The sequence below is a fragment of the Thalassobius sp. MITS945101 genome, assembly GCF_047123305.1.
GTDB lineage: Bacteria > Pseudomonadota > Alphaproteobacteria > Rhodobacterales > Rhodobacteraceae > Thalassobius.
In genome coordinates, this window is sequence record NZ_CP138918.1 from 3,005,077 (window position 1) to 3,020,461 (window position 15,385).

11 protein-coding genes and 1 pseudogene are annotated in these 15,385 nt (G+C 60.6%); 7 read left to right on the forward strand and 5 right to left on the reverse strand.

Going from position 1 to position 15,385, the window contains the following annotated elements:
- Positions 1–201 precede the first annotated feature (201 nt).
- Both metH and SIC14_RS14920 read left to right on the forward strand, forming a co-directional pair.
- Positions 202–3,962 (forward strand): annotated as a pseudogene (gene metH, locus SIC14_RS14915) (methionine synthase).
- 189 nt (positions 3,963–4,151) lie between these two features.
- Positions 4,152–4,550 carry a hypothetical protein gene (locus tag SIC14_RS14920; RefSeq protein WP_412562709.1) on the forward strand — a complete coding sequence of 133 codons (399 nt, stop codon included), beginning with the start codon at positions 4,152–4,154 and terminating at the stop codon, positions 4,548–4,550.
- 123 nt (positions 4,551–4,673) lie between these two features.
- Here the strand turns inward: SIC14_RS14920 and SIC14_RS14925 are convergent, their stop codons facing one another.
- Positions 4,674–7,067 (reverse strand): transketolase, encoded by a 2,394-nt coding sequence (locus tag SIC14_RS14925; RefSeq protein WP_412562710.1) that lies wholly within the window; start codon positions 7,065–7,067, stop codon positions 4,674–4,676.
- Positions 7,068–7,230: 163 nt separating this feature from the next.
- Here SIC14_RS14925 and SIC14_RS14930 point away from each other — a divergent pair, with 163 nt between their 5' ends.
- The gene (locus SIC14_RS14930; protein WP_412562711.1) at positions 7,231–7,710 is read left to right on the forward strand and encodes an Lrp/AsnC family transcriptional regulator; all 480 of its coding nucleotides are present in this window, start codon (positions 7,231–7,233) and stop codon (positions 7,708–7,710) included.
- A gap of 3 nt (positions 7,711–7,713) precedes the next feature.
- Here SIC14_RS14930 and SIC14_RS14935 read toward each other — a convergent pair whose 3' ends face one another.
- Positions 7,714–8,934 (reverse strand): methionine gamma-lyase, encoded by a 1,221-nt coding sequence (locus SIC14_RS14935; RefSeq protein WP_412562712.1) that lies wholly within the window; start codon positions 8,932–8,934, stop codon positions 7,714–7,716.
- A gap of 119 nt (positions 8,935–9,053) precedes the next feature.
- On the opposite strand from SIC14_RS14935, the gene SIC14_RS14940 reads away from it, so the two are divergent.
- On the forward strand, positions 9,054–9,512 hold the full coding sequence (locus tag SIC14_RS14940) for an Lrp/AsnC family transcriptional regulator (protein ID WP_412562713.1): 459 nt from the start codon (positions 9,054–9,056) through the stop codon (positions 9,510–9,512).
- On the opposite strand, the gene SIC14_RS14945 is transcribed toward SIC14_RS14940, so the two are convergent.
- From SIC14_RS14945 to SIC14_RS14955, 3 genes are read right to left on the reverse strand one after another with little or no spacing between them, the layout of a single operon-like run.
- A complete protein-coding gene (locus SIC14_RS14945) occupies positions 9,509–10,897 on the reverse strand; it encodes an NAD(P)/FAD-dependent oxidoreductase (RefSeq protein WP_412562714.1) in 1,389 nt (462 codons plus the stop codon). The genes SIC14_RS14940 and SIC14_RS14945 overlap by 4 nt on opposite strands.
- Positions 10,887–11,204: a (2Fe-2S)-binding protein gene (locus tag SIC14_RS14950; RefSeq protein ID WP_412562715.1), complete on the reverse strand. Its 318-nt coding sequence runs from the start codon at positions 11,202–11,204 to the stop codon at positions 10,887–10,889. The genes SIC14_RS14945 and SIC14_RS14950 overlap by 11 nt, the downstream gene beginning before the upstream one ends.
- A complete protein-coding gene (locus tag SIC14_RS14955) occupies positions 11,182–12,279 on the reverse strand; it encodes an NAD(P)/FAD-dependent oxidoreductase (protein ID WP_412562716.1) in 1,098 nt (365 codons plus the stop codon). The genes SIC14_RS14950 and SIC14_RS14955 overlap by 23 nt, the downstream gene beginning before the upstream one ends.
- A 99-nt stretch (positions 12,280–12,378) precedes the next feature.
- Between SIC14_RS14955 and SIC14_RS14960 the strand changes: the two genes are divergently transcribed.
- The 3 genes from SIC14_RS14960 to SIC14_RS14970 all read left to right on the forward strand — a co-directional run bounded on the left by SIC14_RS14960 (position 12,379) and on the right by SIC14_RS14970 (position 15,350).
- Positions 12,379–13,287, forward strand: coding sequence for a LysR substrate-binding domain-containing protein (locus SIC14_RS14960; protein WP_412562717.1), 909 nt, complete (start codon positions 12,379–12,381; stop codon positions 13,285–13,287).
- Positions 13,288–13,389: 102 nt separating this feature from the next.
- A complete protein-coding gene (gene dusA / locus SIC14_RS14965; RefSeq protein ID WP_412562718.1) occupies positions 13,390–14,397 on the forward strand; it encodes a tRNA dihydrouridine(20/20a) synthase DusA in 1,008 nt (335 codons plus the stop codon).
- A gap of 128 nt (positions 14,398–14,525) precedes the next feature.
- Positions 14,526–15,350 (forward strand): sulfite exporter TauE/SafE family protein, encoded by an 825-nt coding sequence (locus tag SIC14_RS14970; protein WP_412562719.1) that lies wholly within the window; start codon positions 14,526–14,528, stop codon positions 15,348–15,350.
- Positions 15,351–15,385: the final 35 nt, after the last annotated feature.

The window sequence follows — 15,385 nt, forward strand, 5'->3', positions numbered from 1 at the left end:
TTCCGGTCGTTTTCCGGCCTTCAGCATCCCGTGAGGCCGCACAGGGAAGTGGATCAAAACGGACACATCAGGCGGCAGAAACGACAGTCTGATTGCGACAACTTGAATGGCCCTCATGTAAATCATGATTATTATGAATTGGGCTTATGAAGTCGGAGCGCCTACATAGGCGCAACCTCATAAGAACTACATGGTGCCCGTATGTCTGTTGCCTCCCTCCCGCTTTCCCCCGTTTTTGCCGAACTCGAAGCAGCCGCCAAAGAGCGGATCCTTGTGTTGGACGGCGCAATGGGCACCCAGATCCAGAAGCTTGGACTGGTCGAAGATGACTTTAACGGGGATCATTCCGGTCACGGACCGGGCTGTAGCTGTCACGCGCATATTCACAGTGACAAACCGCTGAAGGGCAACAACGATCTGTTGAACCTGACCCGCCCCGATCTGGTGGAGGAGATCCACTACAACTACGCGATGGTCGGCGCGGATATTGTGGAAACCAACACCTTCTCCGGCACCACCATTGCGCAGGCAGATTACGATCAGCAGGGGCTGGTGGATGCGATCAACATCGAAGGCGCACGTCTGGCTCGTATCGCGATGGACCGGGCAGAGAAAGAGGATGGCCGCAAACGCTATGTTGCGGGCGCGTTAGGGCCGACCAACCGCACCGCGTCGATCAGCCGGATGTGAACAACCCCGGCTACCGCGCCGTGACTTTTGATGAACTGGTTGAAGCCTATTCCCAACAGGCCCGCGGTCTGCTGGAAGGCGGCTCCGATATTCTGTTGATCGAGACGATCTTTGACACGCTGAACGCTAAGGCCGCGATCTTTGCCTGTGAGCAGGTGTTTGTAGAACGTGGGATGCGGTCACCTGTGATGATTTCCGGCACGATCACCGATCTGTCGGGGCGCACCCTGTCGGGTCAGACGCCCACTGCTTTCTGGCATTCGGTGCGGCACGCGCAACCGCTGACCATTGGCCTTAACTGTGCGCTGGGCGCCAATGCGATGCGCGCCCATATTGCCGAGATCTCTAATGTCGCGGACACCCTGACCTGTGCCTACCCCAACGCGGGTCTGCCCAATGAGATGGGCGAATATGACGAAACACCCGAAGAGATGGCCGAACAGGTGGCAGGCTTTGCCCGTGAGGGGCTGGTGAATGTGGTCGGGGGCTGCTGTGGCTCCACCTATGACCACATCCGCGCCATTGCGCAGGCGGTGGCTGACATTACCCCACGCGTCGTGCCCAGCGTTGCACCCAAGATGCGCCTGTCGGGGCTGGAGCCCTTTGTCCTAAGCGACGACATTCCTTTTGTGAACGTGGGGGAGCGGACCAATGTCACCGGCTCTGCCAAGTTCCGTAAGCTGATTACCAACGGGGATTATGCCACCGCGCTGGATGTGGCCCGTCAACAGGTGGAAAACGGTGCGCAAATTATTGATGTGAACATGGATGAGGGTCTGATCGACTCCAAGGCGGCGATGGTGGAGTTCCTGAACCTCATTGCCTCGGAGCCGGATATCGCCCGTGTGCCACTGATGATCGACAGCTCCAAATGGGAGGTGATTGAGGCCGGCCTGCAATGTGTGCAGGGCAAGGCGATTGTAAACTCGATCTCGATGAAAGAGGGCGAGGCACAGTTTATCGAACAGGCGCGTCTGTGTCGGGCCTATGGGGCCGCTGTGGTGGTCATGGCCTTTGATGAGGTTGGACAAGCCGATACCGAAGACCGCAAGGTTGAAATCTGTACCCGCGCCTATGAGATCCTGACCCAGCAAGTGGGCTTCCCGCCGGAAGATATCATCTTTGACCCCAACGTCTTTGCTGTGGCCACCGGGATCGAGGAACACGACAACTACGGTGTGGACTTCATCGAGGCTTCCCGCCGGATCACCACCGATCTGCCGCATGTGCATATCTCTGGCGGGATTTCGAACCTGTCGTTCAGCTTCCGGGGCAATGAGCTGGTACGCGAAGCAATGCACTCGGTCTTCCTCTACCACGGTATTCAGGCCGGTGTGGACATGGGGATCGTCAATGCCGGTCAGCTGGCCGTTTACGACCAGATCGACCCCGAGCTGCGCGAAGCCTGTGAAGACGTGGTGATGAACCGCCGTGCTGATGCCACCGAGCGGATGCTGGAGATTGCCGAGCGTTTCCGCGGGCAGGGGGGCAGTAAAGGCAAAGAGAAGGATCTGACCTGGCGCGAATGGAGCGTTGAAAAACGTCTGGAACATGCGCTGGTGAACGGGATCACCGAATATATCGATGAAGACACCGAAGAGGCCCGCCAAAACGCCGAACGTCCTCTACATGTGATCGAAGGCCCGCTGATGGCGGGGATGAACGTGGTGGGCGATCTCTTTGGCGCTGGCAAGATGTTCCTGCCGCAGGTGGTGAAATCCGCCCGGGTGATGAAACAGGCTGTCGCGGTACTGCTGCCCTATATGGACGCCGAAAAAGACGGTGCCGCCGAAAGTGCCGGCAAGGTGCTGATGGCCACCGTGAAGGGCGACGTGCATGATATCGGCAAGAACATCGTGGGCGTGGTGCTGGCCTGTAACAACTACGAAATCATCGACCTTGGGGTGATGGTGCCTGCTGAAAAGATCCTGCAGGTCGCGCGGGACGAAAACGTCGATATCATTGGCCTCTCCGGTCTGATCACACCGTCGCTTGATGAGATGGTGCATGTCGCCACCGAAATGCAGCGCGAAGGGATGGAACAGCCCCTGCTGATCGGTGGCGCCACCACCTCCAAGGTGCATACAGCGGTGAAGATCCACCCGAACCTCGACACGGCGCAGGCGGTTTATGTGACTGATGCCTCGCGCGCTGTGGGGGTTGTGTCGTCTTTGCTGAGTGATGAGCAGAAGGTCACCTATATCGACGATATCCGCGCGGAATACGCCACCGTTGCTGAAAAGCACGCCCGCGCCGAACTGGCGAAGAAACGCATCAGCGTCGAGACCGCGCGCGCCAATGCCTATCAGGTTGACTGGACCAGCTATCAGGCGACCACGCCCAGCTTCCTAGGCACCCAGACCTTTGACGGTTGGGATCTGGCAGAACTGGCGGAATATATCGACTGGACGCCCTTCTTCCAGACCTGGGAAATGCGCGGCGTTTACCCGCGTATCCTGGAGGATGAAAAACAGGGGGAGGCTGCGCGTCAGCTTTTTGCAGATGCGCAGGACATGCTGAAACGCATCATCGATGAAAACTGGTTCCACCCGCGTGCGGTCGTCGGCTTCTGGCCCGCCAATGCGCTGGGCGATGACATCCAGCTGTGGCAGGACGACAGCCGCAGCGTAGAACTGGCCACGTTCCACACCCTGCGCCAGCAAAGCGCCAAACGCGCTGGGCGGCCCAATGTGGCCCTGTCAGACTTCGTCGCGCCCAAAGGCACAGCGGATTATTTGGGCGGCTTTGTCGTCACCGCCGGGGCTGAGGAAGAAAAAATCGCCGAGGCTTTCGCAGGTAAGAACGACGATTACTCCTCGATCATGGTCAAAGCGCTGGCCGACCGTTTCGCCGAAGCCTTTGCCGAGCGGATGCATGAAAAGGTCCGCAAGGAACTCTGGGGCTATGCGGCGGCCGAGGATTTCGCCAATCACGAGCTGATCAAAGAAGCCTATGACGGCATCCGCCCCGCCCCGGGCTACCCGGCACAGCCCGACCACACCGAAAAAGCGACGTTGTTTGAGCTCTTGGATGCCACCAAAGCCACCGGGGTTGAGCTGACTGACAGCTACGCCATGTGGCCCGGCGCCTCGGTCTCGGGCCTCTATATCGCCTCACCCGAAAGCTACTACTTCGGGGTCGCCAAGGTGGAGCGCGATCAGGTCGAAGACTACGCAAACCGCAAAGGCATGGCGCTGGAAGAGGTCGAACGCTGGCTGTCGCCAGTGCTGAACTACCAGCCCACCGACATCAAAAAAGCGGCAGCGGAGTGACGGGGGAGCGTTTGAGCTCTTAAGGGCAGAAAGAGATTGCCGCAGATCCGAAAACGGGACTGCGGCATTTTTTGTTCCGTTGTGAGAGGTTGGATTTGAGTCTTGGCATAGCTTATAAGGGATGATTAAGCGACGCCTGCATTCCTGAGTTGCGCCGAGCTGCGTTTTAATGAGACGGCGAAAACCACCATGGCCTATTCATTTTCTGGCTTTTTCATAAAAGAAAAGCAAGTTGACCCATCTTTGTGCCACAGAGGGCACGTGTCTCGCGAGATTACTGATCCATTTTTGGGATGCGGAATTTTAACCCCAAATATGGACGTGTCATTTAGAGAATGCGCCAAGTACCTTAATGGATTGGGAGTTTCAGACTGCGACTGGATCTTCCTTAACTACGAAACGTGGGCCGGATCGGTTGACTACTTTATGGCGTTTGGCATTCGAGCCGGACGGAAATTTGGGCCAATTGAGGGCGACGGCGATTCTGCGGAAGTGGCGTTCTTTGAAGCGTTGGATGCTTTCGGGCTTGAAGAAGGAGCGGGTTACGCCTTCGCTCCATTTGAACGAGGGTTTTGGGAGAGCGCTTGAAGTTTCAGTGACGATGAATTCCTAGAAAGGCCGCAAAACGAACAATAGCCCCCGAAGTCTCTTCGGGGGCTATTGTTTGTTTAATCCTCGATAGCCGTTCGATGTCTTGGCTACCAAACAACCTCACCGCACCGGAATGGGGCGGCCGGCGGTGAGACCGCGGACTTTTTCGGCGATGGAGGCGGCGTCGATACCGTGGTGGCGGTAGAGGTCGCCGATGGTGCCGGTCTGGCCGAAATGTTCGACCCCCAGTGACACGGTCTGATGGCCCTCGACCCCGCCCAGCCAGGCCAGGGTGGCGGGATGGCCGTCAATTGCGGTCACCAGTTTGCAGTGGCGGGGCAGGGCAGACATCAGCCGTTCGATATGGCTGACGGCCTTTGTGTTGCCACGCGCACGGGCGCGCTGCGCAGCGGTCCAGCCCGCATTCAAACGGTCGGCCGAGGTTACGGCCAGCACACCCACATCACGGCGGCCTTCGCCAATGATCCCCGCCGCTTTGATCGCCTCGGGTGCAACGGCGCCTTGATAGGCGATCACAACCTCACAGTTCGGCCCGGGTTTCTTCAGCCAATAGGCGCCGTCGATGGCGCCTTGGCGGAAGTCCTCATCGGCGCGTTTGCCGGGCTGTTCGATCGGGTTGGTGGTCAGCCGCAGATAGACCGAGCCGCCGGTCTCATCGCGCAGCCAGGTGCGTTCACAAGGATCGCCCTCACCATCGCGCTGGAGATAGTCAAAGGCCCATTCCATGATTACCGCCAGCTCATCCGCAAAGGCCGGTTCAAAGGCGGCCAAACCGTCCTGCGACATGCCGATCAGCGGGGTGCCGATCGACTGATGCGCGCCGCCTTCAGGGGCCAGCGTCACGCCGGAGGGGGTGCCGACGATCATGAAGCGGGCGTCCTGATAACAGGCGTAGTTCAGCGCATCGAGGCCGCGGCAGACAAAGGGATCATAGACCGTGCCGATGGGGATCAGACGTTTGCCAAACAGACTGTGGCTCAACCCCGCAGCCCCCAAGAGCAGGAACAGGTTCATCTCGGCGATACCCAGTTCGATATGCTGGCCTTTCGGCGTGAACTCCCACTTGGCGGTGGAGGGGATGCGATGCTCGATGAAAGCATCCGCCTGTTCTTCCCGGGCAAAGAGTTTGCGCCGGTTGACCCATGGGCCAAGGTTGGTGGTCCCCGTTACATCCGGCGAGGTGGTCACAATCCGTTCCGCCAGCGCGCTGTCGCCCTTGGACAGATCATCCAGCACCTTGCCAAAGGCGGCCTGAGTGGAAATGTCTTTCTCGGATGAGATCGCAACCGGTGGCACCGGCAGCTGGGCGTCCGTGTAACGGCGCGGGCCTTTGGCGAAAAACGGCACGTCGCCAAGGAATTTTTGCAAAGCCTTTGCATCCGCGACGGTCGCAAAAGGCTCCCACTCCTGACCCTCGGCCACACCCATATGGGCCTGCCAGGCCTTCATTTGGGTCTTGTTCATCAGACCGCCGTGGTTGTCCTTGTGGCCTGCAATCGGTGTGCCCCAGCCTTTGACCGTGTAGGCCAGAAAACAGGTGGGGCGGTCGTGGTCGATGCTGGCAAAGGTTTCCGCCATGGTGGCCACACAGTTGCCGCCAAGGTTTTCCATCAGCGCGGCCAGTTCGTCATCGCTGCGCCGTTCGATCAGCGCGGTGACTTCCCCCTGGTCGCCCAGATCATCCAGCAGCCGTTTGCGCCAGACCGCGCCACCCATGAAGGTCAGCGCCGAGTAGTCCTGATTGGGGCAAGTGTCGATCCAGTCGCGCAGCGCCGCGCCGCCCGGTTCGGCAAAGGCCGCCTGTTGCAGCGCACCGTATTTCACCCGCACCACATCCCAGCCAAAAGCGTCAAAGATCTTCTCAACCCGCTCAAACAAGCCTTCGCGCACGATGCCGTCCAGCGACTGGCGGTTATAATCGATCACCCACCAGCAATTGCGCAGGTCGTTTTTCCACCCCTCCTGCAGGGTTTCATAGACATTGCCTTCGTCCAGTTCGGCGTCACCGACCAGCGCAACCATCCGGCCCAGCGGCAGGCCTGCGCCCCAGGTCTTGGCCTCGATGTAATCCTGCACCATAGAGGCGAACGAGGTGATCGCAACCCCCAAGCCGACGGAGCCGGTGGAGAAGTCCACATCGTCGATGTCTTTGGTTCGGCTGGGGTAGCTCTGCACCCCGCCGAAACCGCGGAAATTTTCCATCTTCTCGCGGGTCTGCTGCCCCATCAGGTATTGCATCGCATGGAAAATAGGAGAGGCGTGGGGTTTTACCGCCACCCGATCCTCGGGCTTCAGAGCTGAGAAATAGAGCGCCGTCATGATCGACACCATCGAGGCGGACGAGGCCTGATGGCCGCCGATCTTGATCCCATCCTCTTTGGGTCGGATGTGGTTGGCGTGGTGGATCATCCAATGGGACAGCCACAAAAGGCGCTGCTCCAGCGTTTTCAGATGCGTGATGTGCTGGCTGTCGAGTGTGGTGGTCTGGGTCATTTTGGTCCTCCCGAGGGGCTGCCCACTTGACGTGTTCGGTGGGCCGCTTGGTGGGGCGCGTGGCGCTTTGCGCCAGCTTACCACCGTTGTGATGTTGTTATTCGGCGAATTGCAGCGTAATTTCCGTTCATGTTGAAGGTTTCAGCCATGAAAGCCCATATAGATGTCGATTCCCGCTACTCTTGATCCGTTTGATATTCAAATCCTTCAGATATTGGGCCGTGAAGGGCGGCTTTCGGTGCAGGAGCTGTCAGACCGTGTCGGACTGAGCCCAACCCCTGTGGCCCGCCGGATCAAACGGCTGGAACAGGAGGGGATTATCACCGGTTATGCCGCCCTGATTGATGAGGCCGCGCTTGGCTATGAGTTTTCGGTCTTTGTCTCAGTACAGCTGGACCGGCAGGTGGATGACGCTTTGGCGCGGTTTGAGCGCGCCGTCAGCGCCATGCCTGAGGTGGTGGATTGCTGGCTGATGACCGGCGATCGCGACTACCTGCTGAGGATTGTCACCACCGGCCTCAAAGAATTTGAACAGGTGTTGGTCGAACGCCTGACCAAAGTGCCGGGGGTGTCCTCGATCCAATCCTCGATCCCGTTGCGGCGGGTGAAGGGCGGCGTGGCGCGCACGCCGCCGCTTGGTTAGGGCTTACTCCGCCGCCAGCGCTTCGGTCCCGCGGGGCAGGGCCTGATCCAGATCGGCCAGAATATCGGCCACCTCTTCCAGACCCACCGAAAGGCGGATCAACCCGTCCGAGATACCGTGTTCGGCGCGCTCCTCCGGGGTGTAGGTGGAATGGGTCATCGAGGCGGGGTGCTGGATCAAGGTCTCCGCATCGCCCAGCGACACGGCACGCTGGATCATCTCCAACCGGTTCATCATGCTGCGGCCCGCCTCCAGCCCTCCGGCCAGTTCAAAAGCAATCATCGCGCCGGGCTGATCCATTTGACGTTTGGCCAGACCGTGCTGTTCATAGCTTTGCAGGCCGGGGTAATAGACCTTCAGCACCTCGGGCTGCGCTTCCAGCCAATCGGCCACCACATCGGCGTTGCTGCAATGGCGGTCCATCCGCAGCGCCAGCGTTTTCAACCCGCGCAGGATCAGCATGGCATTGAACGGTGACATCACCGCGCCGGTCATATCCTTCATGCCGACCAGACGCACCTCTTGGATCACCTCGGCCGAGCCGACCATCAGACCGGCCACCACATCGCCATGCCCGCCCAGGTATTTGGTCGCCGAGTGCAGCACCAGATCCGCACCTTTTTCGATCGGGCGGGTCAGGTAGGGGGTGGCATAGGTGTTGTCGACAATCACGGTAGCGCCCTGCTCATGGGCGATGGTCGAAATCGCTTCGATATCCACCAGACGCATGTTGGGGTTTGCCGGCGTTTCAAAGTAGACCACACGGGTCTTGTCACTGATCGCCTCGACCAGATTGTCGGGGTCGGTCATGTCGCAATGGGTGATGGTGACGCCAAATTTGGTCAGACCGTGCTGCATGAAGGCAAAGGTGCAGCCGTAAAGCGTCTTGTCCACGATGACCTCATCACCGGGGCTCAGCAGCGTCCAAAGCGCCGCGGTGATCGCCCCCATGCCCGAAGCCAGCGCCAGACCGGCCTCTGCCCCTTCCAGCGTGGCGATTCGCTTTTCCAGCAGATCACAGGTCGGGTTGGAAATTCGGCTGTAGATGTGACCGGCACGGTCGCCGGCAAACATCTCACCACCTGCTTCTGCGGTTTCGAACGCAAAGGTTGAGGTTAGATGCAAAGGCGGCGTCAGCGCGCCCTCGTTGTCTTGCGGGTTATAGGCGTGGTGGATGGCGCGGGTGGCGAAACCGGCGGTCGAGTTTTTGTTGTCATTGGTCATGTCATGCTCCCCCAATTGCGATGTTGCAGGCAGGATGAGGCAGAAAGATTGGCATGTGCTTGCCAATCTTGCTAAGGATTGTGTAATAATTAGCATTATTTGCCAAGGATGACCCCGGGATGGACCAGAAAGACCGCCAGATCCTGCGTGCCCTGCAACTGGACGGGCGTATGACCAACCTTGAACTGGCCGAACAGGTGAACCTGTCGCCCAGCCCCTGCCTGCGGCGGGTGCGCAATCTGGAAAAAGCCGGTGTTCTCAAGGGTTACAGCGCTGATGTGGATGCGGAAGCTTACGGGTTGGCGCTGACCGCTTTTGTGCGGATCACGTTGGAAAAGCATAATGAGGACACGGTGAAGACTTTTGAACGGCGGGTGATTGCGCTGGATGAGGTGCAGGAGTGTCACATGCTGACCGGCCCCACCGACTACCTGTTGCGGGTCGTGGTGGCAGGGCTGGCGGCCTATGAGGATTTCATCCGCACCCGGATCCACCCTATCGGCGGTATCGGTTCAATCGACACCAGCTTTGTCTACGGCACGGTGAAAAATACCGGTGTTTACCCGATGCTCGACTAACCTTTGAACGACGGATCAAGGCGTGCCAGCTCCCCCAGCGTCACGGGCTTCACCGGATGGCGCGCACGCGGTGGTTCAACAGGCGGATGTCCAGCCTCCACCAAGAGCGCGCGGGCCGTGGCATCACATTGCCGCCCCTGACAGCGCCCCATGCCTAGCCGTGTGGCGGTTTTCAGCTGTCGATGTCCGGTTGCGCCCTCTGTGATGGCCTGTCGCAGCGGGCCGGCCTTCAGCGCTTCGCAGCGGCACACGATAGTGTCCTCCGGCGGGGTCTCGATCCACGACGGTGGGGGATAGAGCCGGTCAAGCAGGGGGCGGATCGCGGATGCCCGGTGCAATGCTGCGATGTCCGCTGCGCTGCCCTGATCCCGCTGATCGGCACTGATACGCCCCAGTTGATGCAAAATATCCCGCGCCGCCAATCGTCCGCGCAGCGCCGCAGCCTCAGCCCCTAGAATGCCCGCGCCGTCCCCAGCAATGTGGATCTGCGACAGGTCGGTCGCCCCCCAAGGGTCAGTTTGGGGCCTGAGGCAACGTTGTGCATTGTCCCAGACATGTAGGATGCCGCAGGCCCGGCTGAGGTGGGTGGACGGAATGACACCCTGATGGGTCAACACCAGCCCGCAGGTGAGGGCCTGTGTTTTACCTCGGTGGGTGAAGCTGAAACGCAGGCGGTCGTCAGCCAAAGCATCAACACGGAAGTTGCGGGCGTTGGTGTAGCGCGGCACCCCAGCCCGGCGGATCTGGCGTAGTAAGGACACGCCTTTCAGGAGTTGACGAGATGCAAACAAAGCCTGTGGCACATGACGTGCGGCCGCCAGCATGTCTCTTGGACCTTGGATTTCCACCAGCGCTTTAGGGGGATGGCCCGCGGCGATCATCTGCGCCGCAACCAGATAGAGCAATGGACCTGCCCCCGCCAGAACCGCGTCACGAGGCAACAGGCCTGCGTTTTTCATCAAAATTTGCGCCGCCCCCGCTGGCATCACCCCGGGCAGGGTCCAGCCGGGAAAAGGGGTCGGGCGCTCCTGTGCGCCGGTGGCAATCAGCAGATGACGGGCTTCGGTCTGATGGCTGTCGCCAGCCTGCGACCAGCAGACATGGACCGATCGGTTGTCTTGGTTCGCATCAACACGCCAGACAGAGGCGCCGAACTTGCAGGTGATCCGCTGGTCCGCCAGCCGCTCAATCAGGGCCAGACCAGCGCGGTAGTCCGGTCCCAGCCAATCCCGCCGATCTGTGTTCTGGCCAAGATCGCGGTAGATCTGACCGCCTGCACGTGGGTTTTCATCCAACAGCAGCACCGCCAGCCCTGCCTCAGCCGCCAAGGCGGCCGCGCTCATGCCCGCGGGGCCCGCACCGATCACAATTAGATCATAGCCCATCTGCCAGCCCTCCGATCCGCGTCTCCTCCAGTTGGCGCCGCACAACCATGCCTGCCCGGAGCGGGGTCAGGCAGGCCTGCACATTGGGGCGGCCGTCCACCTCAACCAGACAGTCGAAACAGACTCCCATCATGCAGTAAGGGGTACGAGTGCTGCCCGCCCGTTCCAGAGTGGCTCCGCCGGTCAGCGCCAGCAGCGCGGCGGCCAGGCTTTCGCCGGCATGGCCGGTGACCTCTGTGCCCTCAAAGGTAAAGACAATCCGGGGCCCCACCTCGTCTGTGCGCTCAAACCGTGAAGCGTGTTTCATCAAAAGCCTCCAGATCCGGCGCATCGGCGCGGGATTCAATCCATTTTGGCAGGGCCAGCACATGTTGCGCCGCCAATGTCAATCCGCTGTGGCAGGTCACCAAATGCGCCGTGCCATCGTTGGAGCGCGCGTAAACAGGTGCGCCATCCTGCGTCTTAATGCGTTGCGCCGCCCAGCTGCGCACCACTCGCACATGGTCAAGTGCGGGCAGAACCTCCACCGCGTGGCGCGCAAGCCAGGCGGTTTTGGCAAGCGTGTCGGCGGGCGACAGCCCCGCGTTCTCTGCCGTGCCACCGATCTGCACGCCGCCCTCATTGACCTGCCGAATGGTTGAGGACAGGAAGGGCAGGGGGGAGGACAGTTTCTCGGTGATCAGCAATTCGCCACGTTGCGGGTGCACCTGCGTCTGAAACCCCAGTTGCGGCGCCAGCGGCATGGCGCCAAGTCCCGCGCAAAGCACCACCCGATCCGCTGTCACTGCGCCCTGCGGTGTGTGCAGCGCATAGCCACTTTCGGTACGGTGGATCCGGGTGACCCTGTGATTGGGGCGCAGATCACCGCCCAGACGCTGCACCGCCAGCCGCAAGGCGCGCAGCAATAACAGCGGGTTCGCATGGCCATCAAGCGGGCAATAGGTGGCTCCCAGCACCTTGGGGCCTATCATGGGGAAACGTTTGCGCAGGGCCTCTCCGGACAGGACTTCGTAGGGCAAGTCATTGCCTAGAATGTCTTTTTGCCTCTCCAGGTCTGATGTGAAATCGGCCAGTTCTGCGGCGTCCGTGAAAAACTCGTAGCCGCCGGTCTGGTCCAAATGGACCTGCTGCCCAGTGACGTCCTGCAGCAGGGTGCAGAGCGCTGGCCAGCTGTCCAGCGCCGCCGAGGTCCAGCGCGCATAGGGGGCAAATTGCGCCCCTTTGCCCTGCAGCCAGACCAGACCAAAGTTGCCCTGACTGGCCCGGAGGTCCCCGTCCTCACCATCCAGTACGGTGACGCCAACACCCGCCTGCAACAGCCCAAGGGCCACGGACAGGCCCACAATACCGCCGCCTATGATCACTGTTTCTGCGGCCTTCATCAGCCCCTCCGATCTGTGTTGGGCCAGTGTGGCAGATTGCATTGTATATGAAAAATCGCTAGTTTTGACCAATTCATACGCACAGGCTATATGTGATCGATGCCCCAGGACCTCAGCCACCGCCAACTTGAAGCGTTCCGTGCCGTGATGACCCGTGGCAAGGTCACGCTTGCTGCGGAAACGCTGAACACCACCCAGCCCACCGTCAGCCGTCTGATCGCGGATCTGGAGGCAGCGGTGGGATTTACCCTGTTTGAACGGCGTGGGCGCAGCCTCTGGCCCACAGCCGAGGCGCAATCGCTGCTGGAAGAGGTCGAACGGTCTTTTGTGGGTCTGGGCGAGATCAGCCGGGTGGCGGCGGACATTCGCGACTACCGTTGTGGCCATCTGCTGATTGCAGGCATGCCCGCGTTGGCGCTGCGGTTCCTTCCACAGGTCATTGCCGAATTTGTCGCCGATCAGCCCGGCGTGCGGATTGCCCTGCGGGTGCATAGCTCCGCTGAGGTGCTGCGCAACGTCAGTTCGCAACAGTTCGATCTGGGTTTTGCCGCGGTGGAGGCCGATCACCCCTCCGTCCTGCGCCGCCCCCTGGCGGAAAGTGCCTTGGAGGCGGTGCTGCCACCGGCGCATCCGCTGTGCCGCAACCACCGCTTGACCGCTGAGGATCTGCAGCCCCACCGGTTTCTGGCGCTGGGGGAGGAGGTCACCACCCGACGCGATTGTGACATCTGGTTTGCGGCGCACGGGTCCACACCCGCGGTGGTGGCCGAGGCCCAGCTCTCTGCTGCGCTGGTGGAAATGGCCGCTGCGGGCCTGGGGGTCGGCTTCGTGGATCCGGTCGCCGCCCGCCTTGCCGCAACAGACGGCCGTGTGGCCCGCCGGCCCCTCGCGCCGGCCATTCCGTTCACCTACGAACTGTTGCAACCCGCCCTGCGCCAACCCAGCCGCATCGCCAGCCGGTTTCTCGCCCTGGCACAGACACGGCTGGAGGCGGTGCTGTCAGACTAAGCCGCGCGAAACGCAGTGCCTGCAACAGCCCATAGCCACTGGTCAACTGCCCCCGAGAGGTGTTAAGAGCCGCCTCTGATCCCGCTAGCCAATGAGCACGTTATGACGTTGTTGTCCCAACCTACCCCCGATCTCACCCGCGCGGCACGGCTTTCGGTTGCCCCGATGATGGATTGGACAGACCGTCATTGCCGCTTTCTGCACCGGTTGTTGTCACGGGAAACCCTGCTTTACACCGAGATGTTGACGGCGCCGGCCTTGGTGCGCGGTGGGGCGGTGCATCTGTTGGATTTCAACGCCGAAGAACATCCGGTTGCGCTGCAGCTGGGGGGCTCGGATCCGGTTGAGCTGGCGCAGGCGGCGAAGCTCTGTGAGCAGCGCGGTTACGATGAGGTGAACCTCAACTGTGGTTGCCCGTCGGATCGGGTGCAATCGGGCACATTCGGCGCGGTTCTCATGCGCTCGCCCACTGTGGTGGCCGATTGTGTCAAGGCGATGCAGGATGCGGTTTCTGTTGAGGTCACCGTGAAATGCCGCATCGGTGTGGACGATCAGGAGCCGGAACAGGTGCTGCCGGAGTTCATCGAGAAGGTTGCGGCAACAGGTTGTAAACGCATCACAATTCATGCCCGCAAGGCCTGGCTGCAGGGCCTCAGCCCCAAGGAAAACCGTAACATTCCACCTCTGGATTACGATCTGGTGCACCAGATGAAGGCGGCGTTTCCTGAGTTGCACATCTCGATCAATGGCGGGATCAATTCGCTGGCAGAAGCGCAGGACCATCTGGCGCGGGGGCTGGACGGGGTGATGGTTGGCCGTGCGGCTTATCACCAGCCCTCGGATATCCTCTGTCAGGCGGATCCGCTGATTTATGGCACGGGCACCGCCACCGATCCGGTGGACGTTGTACGCCAGATGCTGCCCTATATCGAGGCACATCTGACTGCTGGCGGCAAACTGGGGCAGGTCACGCGGCATATGCTGGGGCTGTTTGCCGGCAAGTCCGGTGCACGGCAGTGGCGGCGCATCCTGTCTGAGAACGCCCATAAGCCGGGCGTGGGGCCAGAACTGGTGGAAGAGGCGCTGGCCGCGATGCCATTGGCCGCCTGAAGGCTTCCCTGAGTTCACACCATACCAAGTTCTACGGAACGCAATCCTGTTGTGGTTTTGGCCAAAACCCGTTCTAAGTCTGCGCGGATGATCGGGTGTGGGACCCGAGGCAACTTGGGGACGTAAAGATGCCTGAAATGGACCTTCTTTTGATGATGCTGGCGCTTCTGGTGGTGATCGGCGGGCTGGCCGGTGTGCTGGCGGGCCTGTTGGGCGTGGGCGGCGGCATTGTTCTGGTGCCGGCCTATTTCTACGCTTTCCAGACCCTTGGCTATGACGGGCCGCAGCTGATGCAGATGTGTCTGGCGACCTCTCTGGCGACGATCATCGTGACCTCGATCCGCTCGGTGCTGAGCCACAACAAAAAGGGTGCCGTCGACTGGGAGATCCTCAAAGGCTGGGCGCCGGGCATTGCGATTGGCGCGGTGCTGGGCATGGTGACGGCGGCGTCGCTGCGCTCTGACACCCTGCAGGGTATCTTTGGCGCGCTGGCGCTGGTGATTGGTCTCTACATGGGGTTTGGTCGCAGTGAATGGCGGCTGGGGCAGGCGATGCCGAAAGGCGCAGGGCGTTTGGCGCTGTCACCGGCAATGGGCTTTCTTTCGGTGCTGATGGGCATTGGCGGCGGCAGTTTTGGCGTGCCATTGATGAGCCTGTTCAACACTCCGATTCACCGGGCGGTGGCCACGGCGGCAGGCTTTGGTGTGATCATCGCGGTGCCCTCGGTGATTGGCTTCCTGTTTCTGCCCATTGACGCAGCCCATCGGCCGCCGCTGACCCTAGGGGCAGTGAACCTTGTGGCCTTTACGGTGACGATCTGCATGACCCTGATCACCACACCTTGGGGGGTGAAACTGGCCCATGCCATGGATCCAAAACCGTTAAAGCGGGTCTTTGCGGTGTTCCTGACACTGGTGGCTCTGAACATGCTGCGCAAGGCGCTGGGGATGTAACCCTCAATCCAAAACGCATGGGTTGTCGGTGGTTT

What these genes read in the sequence shown, in the direction of transcription:
- SIC14_RS14920 (WP_412562709.1), top strand. Translation starts at nt 4,152, where the DNA reads ATGGCCTATTCATTTTCTGGCTTTTTCATAAAAGAAAAGCAAGTTGAC.
- SIC14_RS14925 (WP_412562710.1), bottom strand. Translation starts at nt 7,067, where the DNA reads ATGACCCAGACCACCACACTCGACAGCCAGCACATCACGCATCTGAAA.
- SIC14_RS14930 (WP_412562711.1), top strand. Translation starts at nt 7,231, where the DNA reads ATGTCGATTCCCGCTACTCTTGATCCGTTTGATATTCAAATCCTTCAG.
- SIC14_RS14935 (WP_412562712.1), bottom strand. Translation starts at nt 8,934, where the DNA reads ATGACCAATGACAACAAAAACTCGACCGCCGGTTTCGCCACCCGCGCC.
- SIC14_RS14940 (WP_412562713.1), top strand. Translation starts at nt 9,054, where the DNA reads ATGGACCAGAAAGACCGCCAGATCCTGCGTGCCCTGCAACTGGACGGG.
- SIC14_RS14945 (WP_412562714.1), bottom strand. Translation starts at nt 10,897, where the DNA reads ATGGGCTATGATCTAATTGTGATCGGTGCGGGCCCCGCGGGCATGAGC.
- SIC14_RS14950 (WP_412562715.1), bottom strand. Translation starts at nt 11,204, where the DNA reads ATGAAACACGCTTCACGGTTTGAGCGCACAGACGAGGTGGGGCCCCGG.
- SIC14_RS14955 (WP_412562716.1), bottom strand. Translation starts at nt 12,279, where the DNA reads ATGAAGGCCGCAGAAACAGTGATCATAGGCGGCGGTATTGTGGGCCTG.
- SIC14_RS14960 (WP_412562717.1), top strand. Translation starts at nt 12,379, where the DNA reads ATGCCCCAGGACCTCAGCCACCGCCAACTTGAAGCGTTCCGTGCCGTG.
- dusA (WP_412562718.1), top strand. Translation starts at nt 13,390, where the DNA reads ATGACGTTGTTGTCCCAACCTACCCCCGATCTCACCCGCGCGGCACGG.
- SIC14_RS14970 (WP_412562719.1), top strand. Translation starts at nt 14,526, where the DNA reads ATGCCTGAAATGGACCTTCTTTTGATGATGCTGGCGCTTCTGGTGGTG.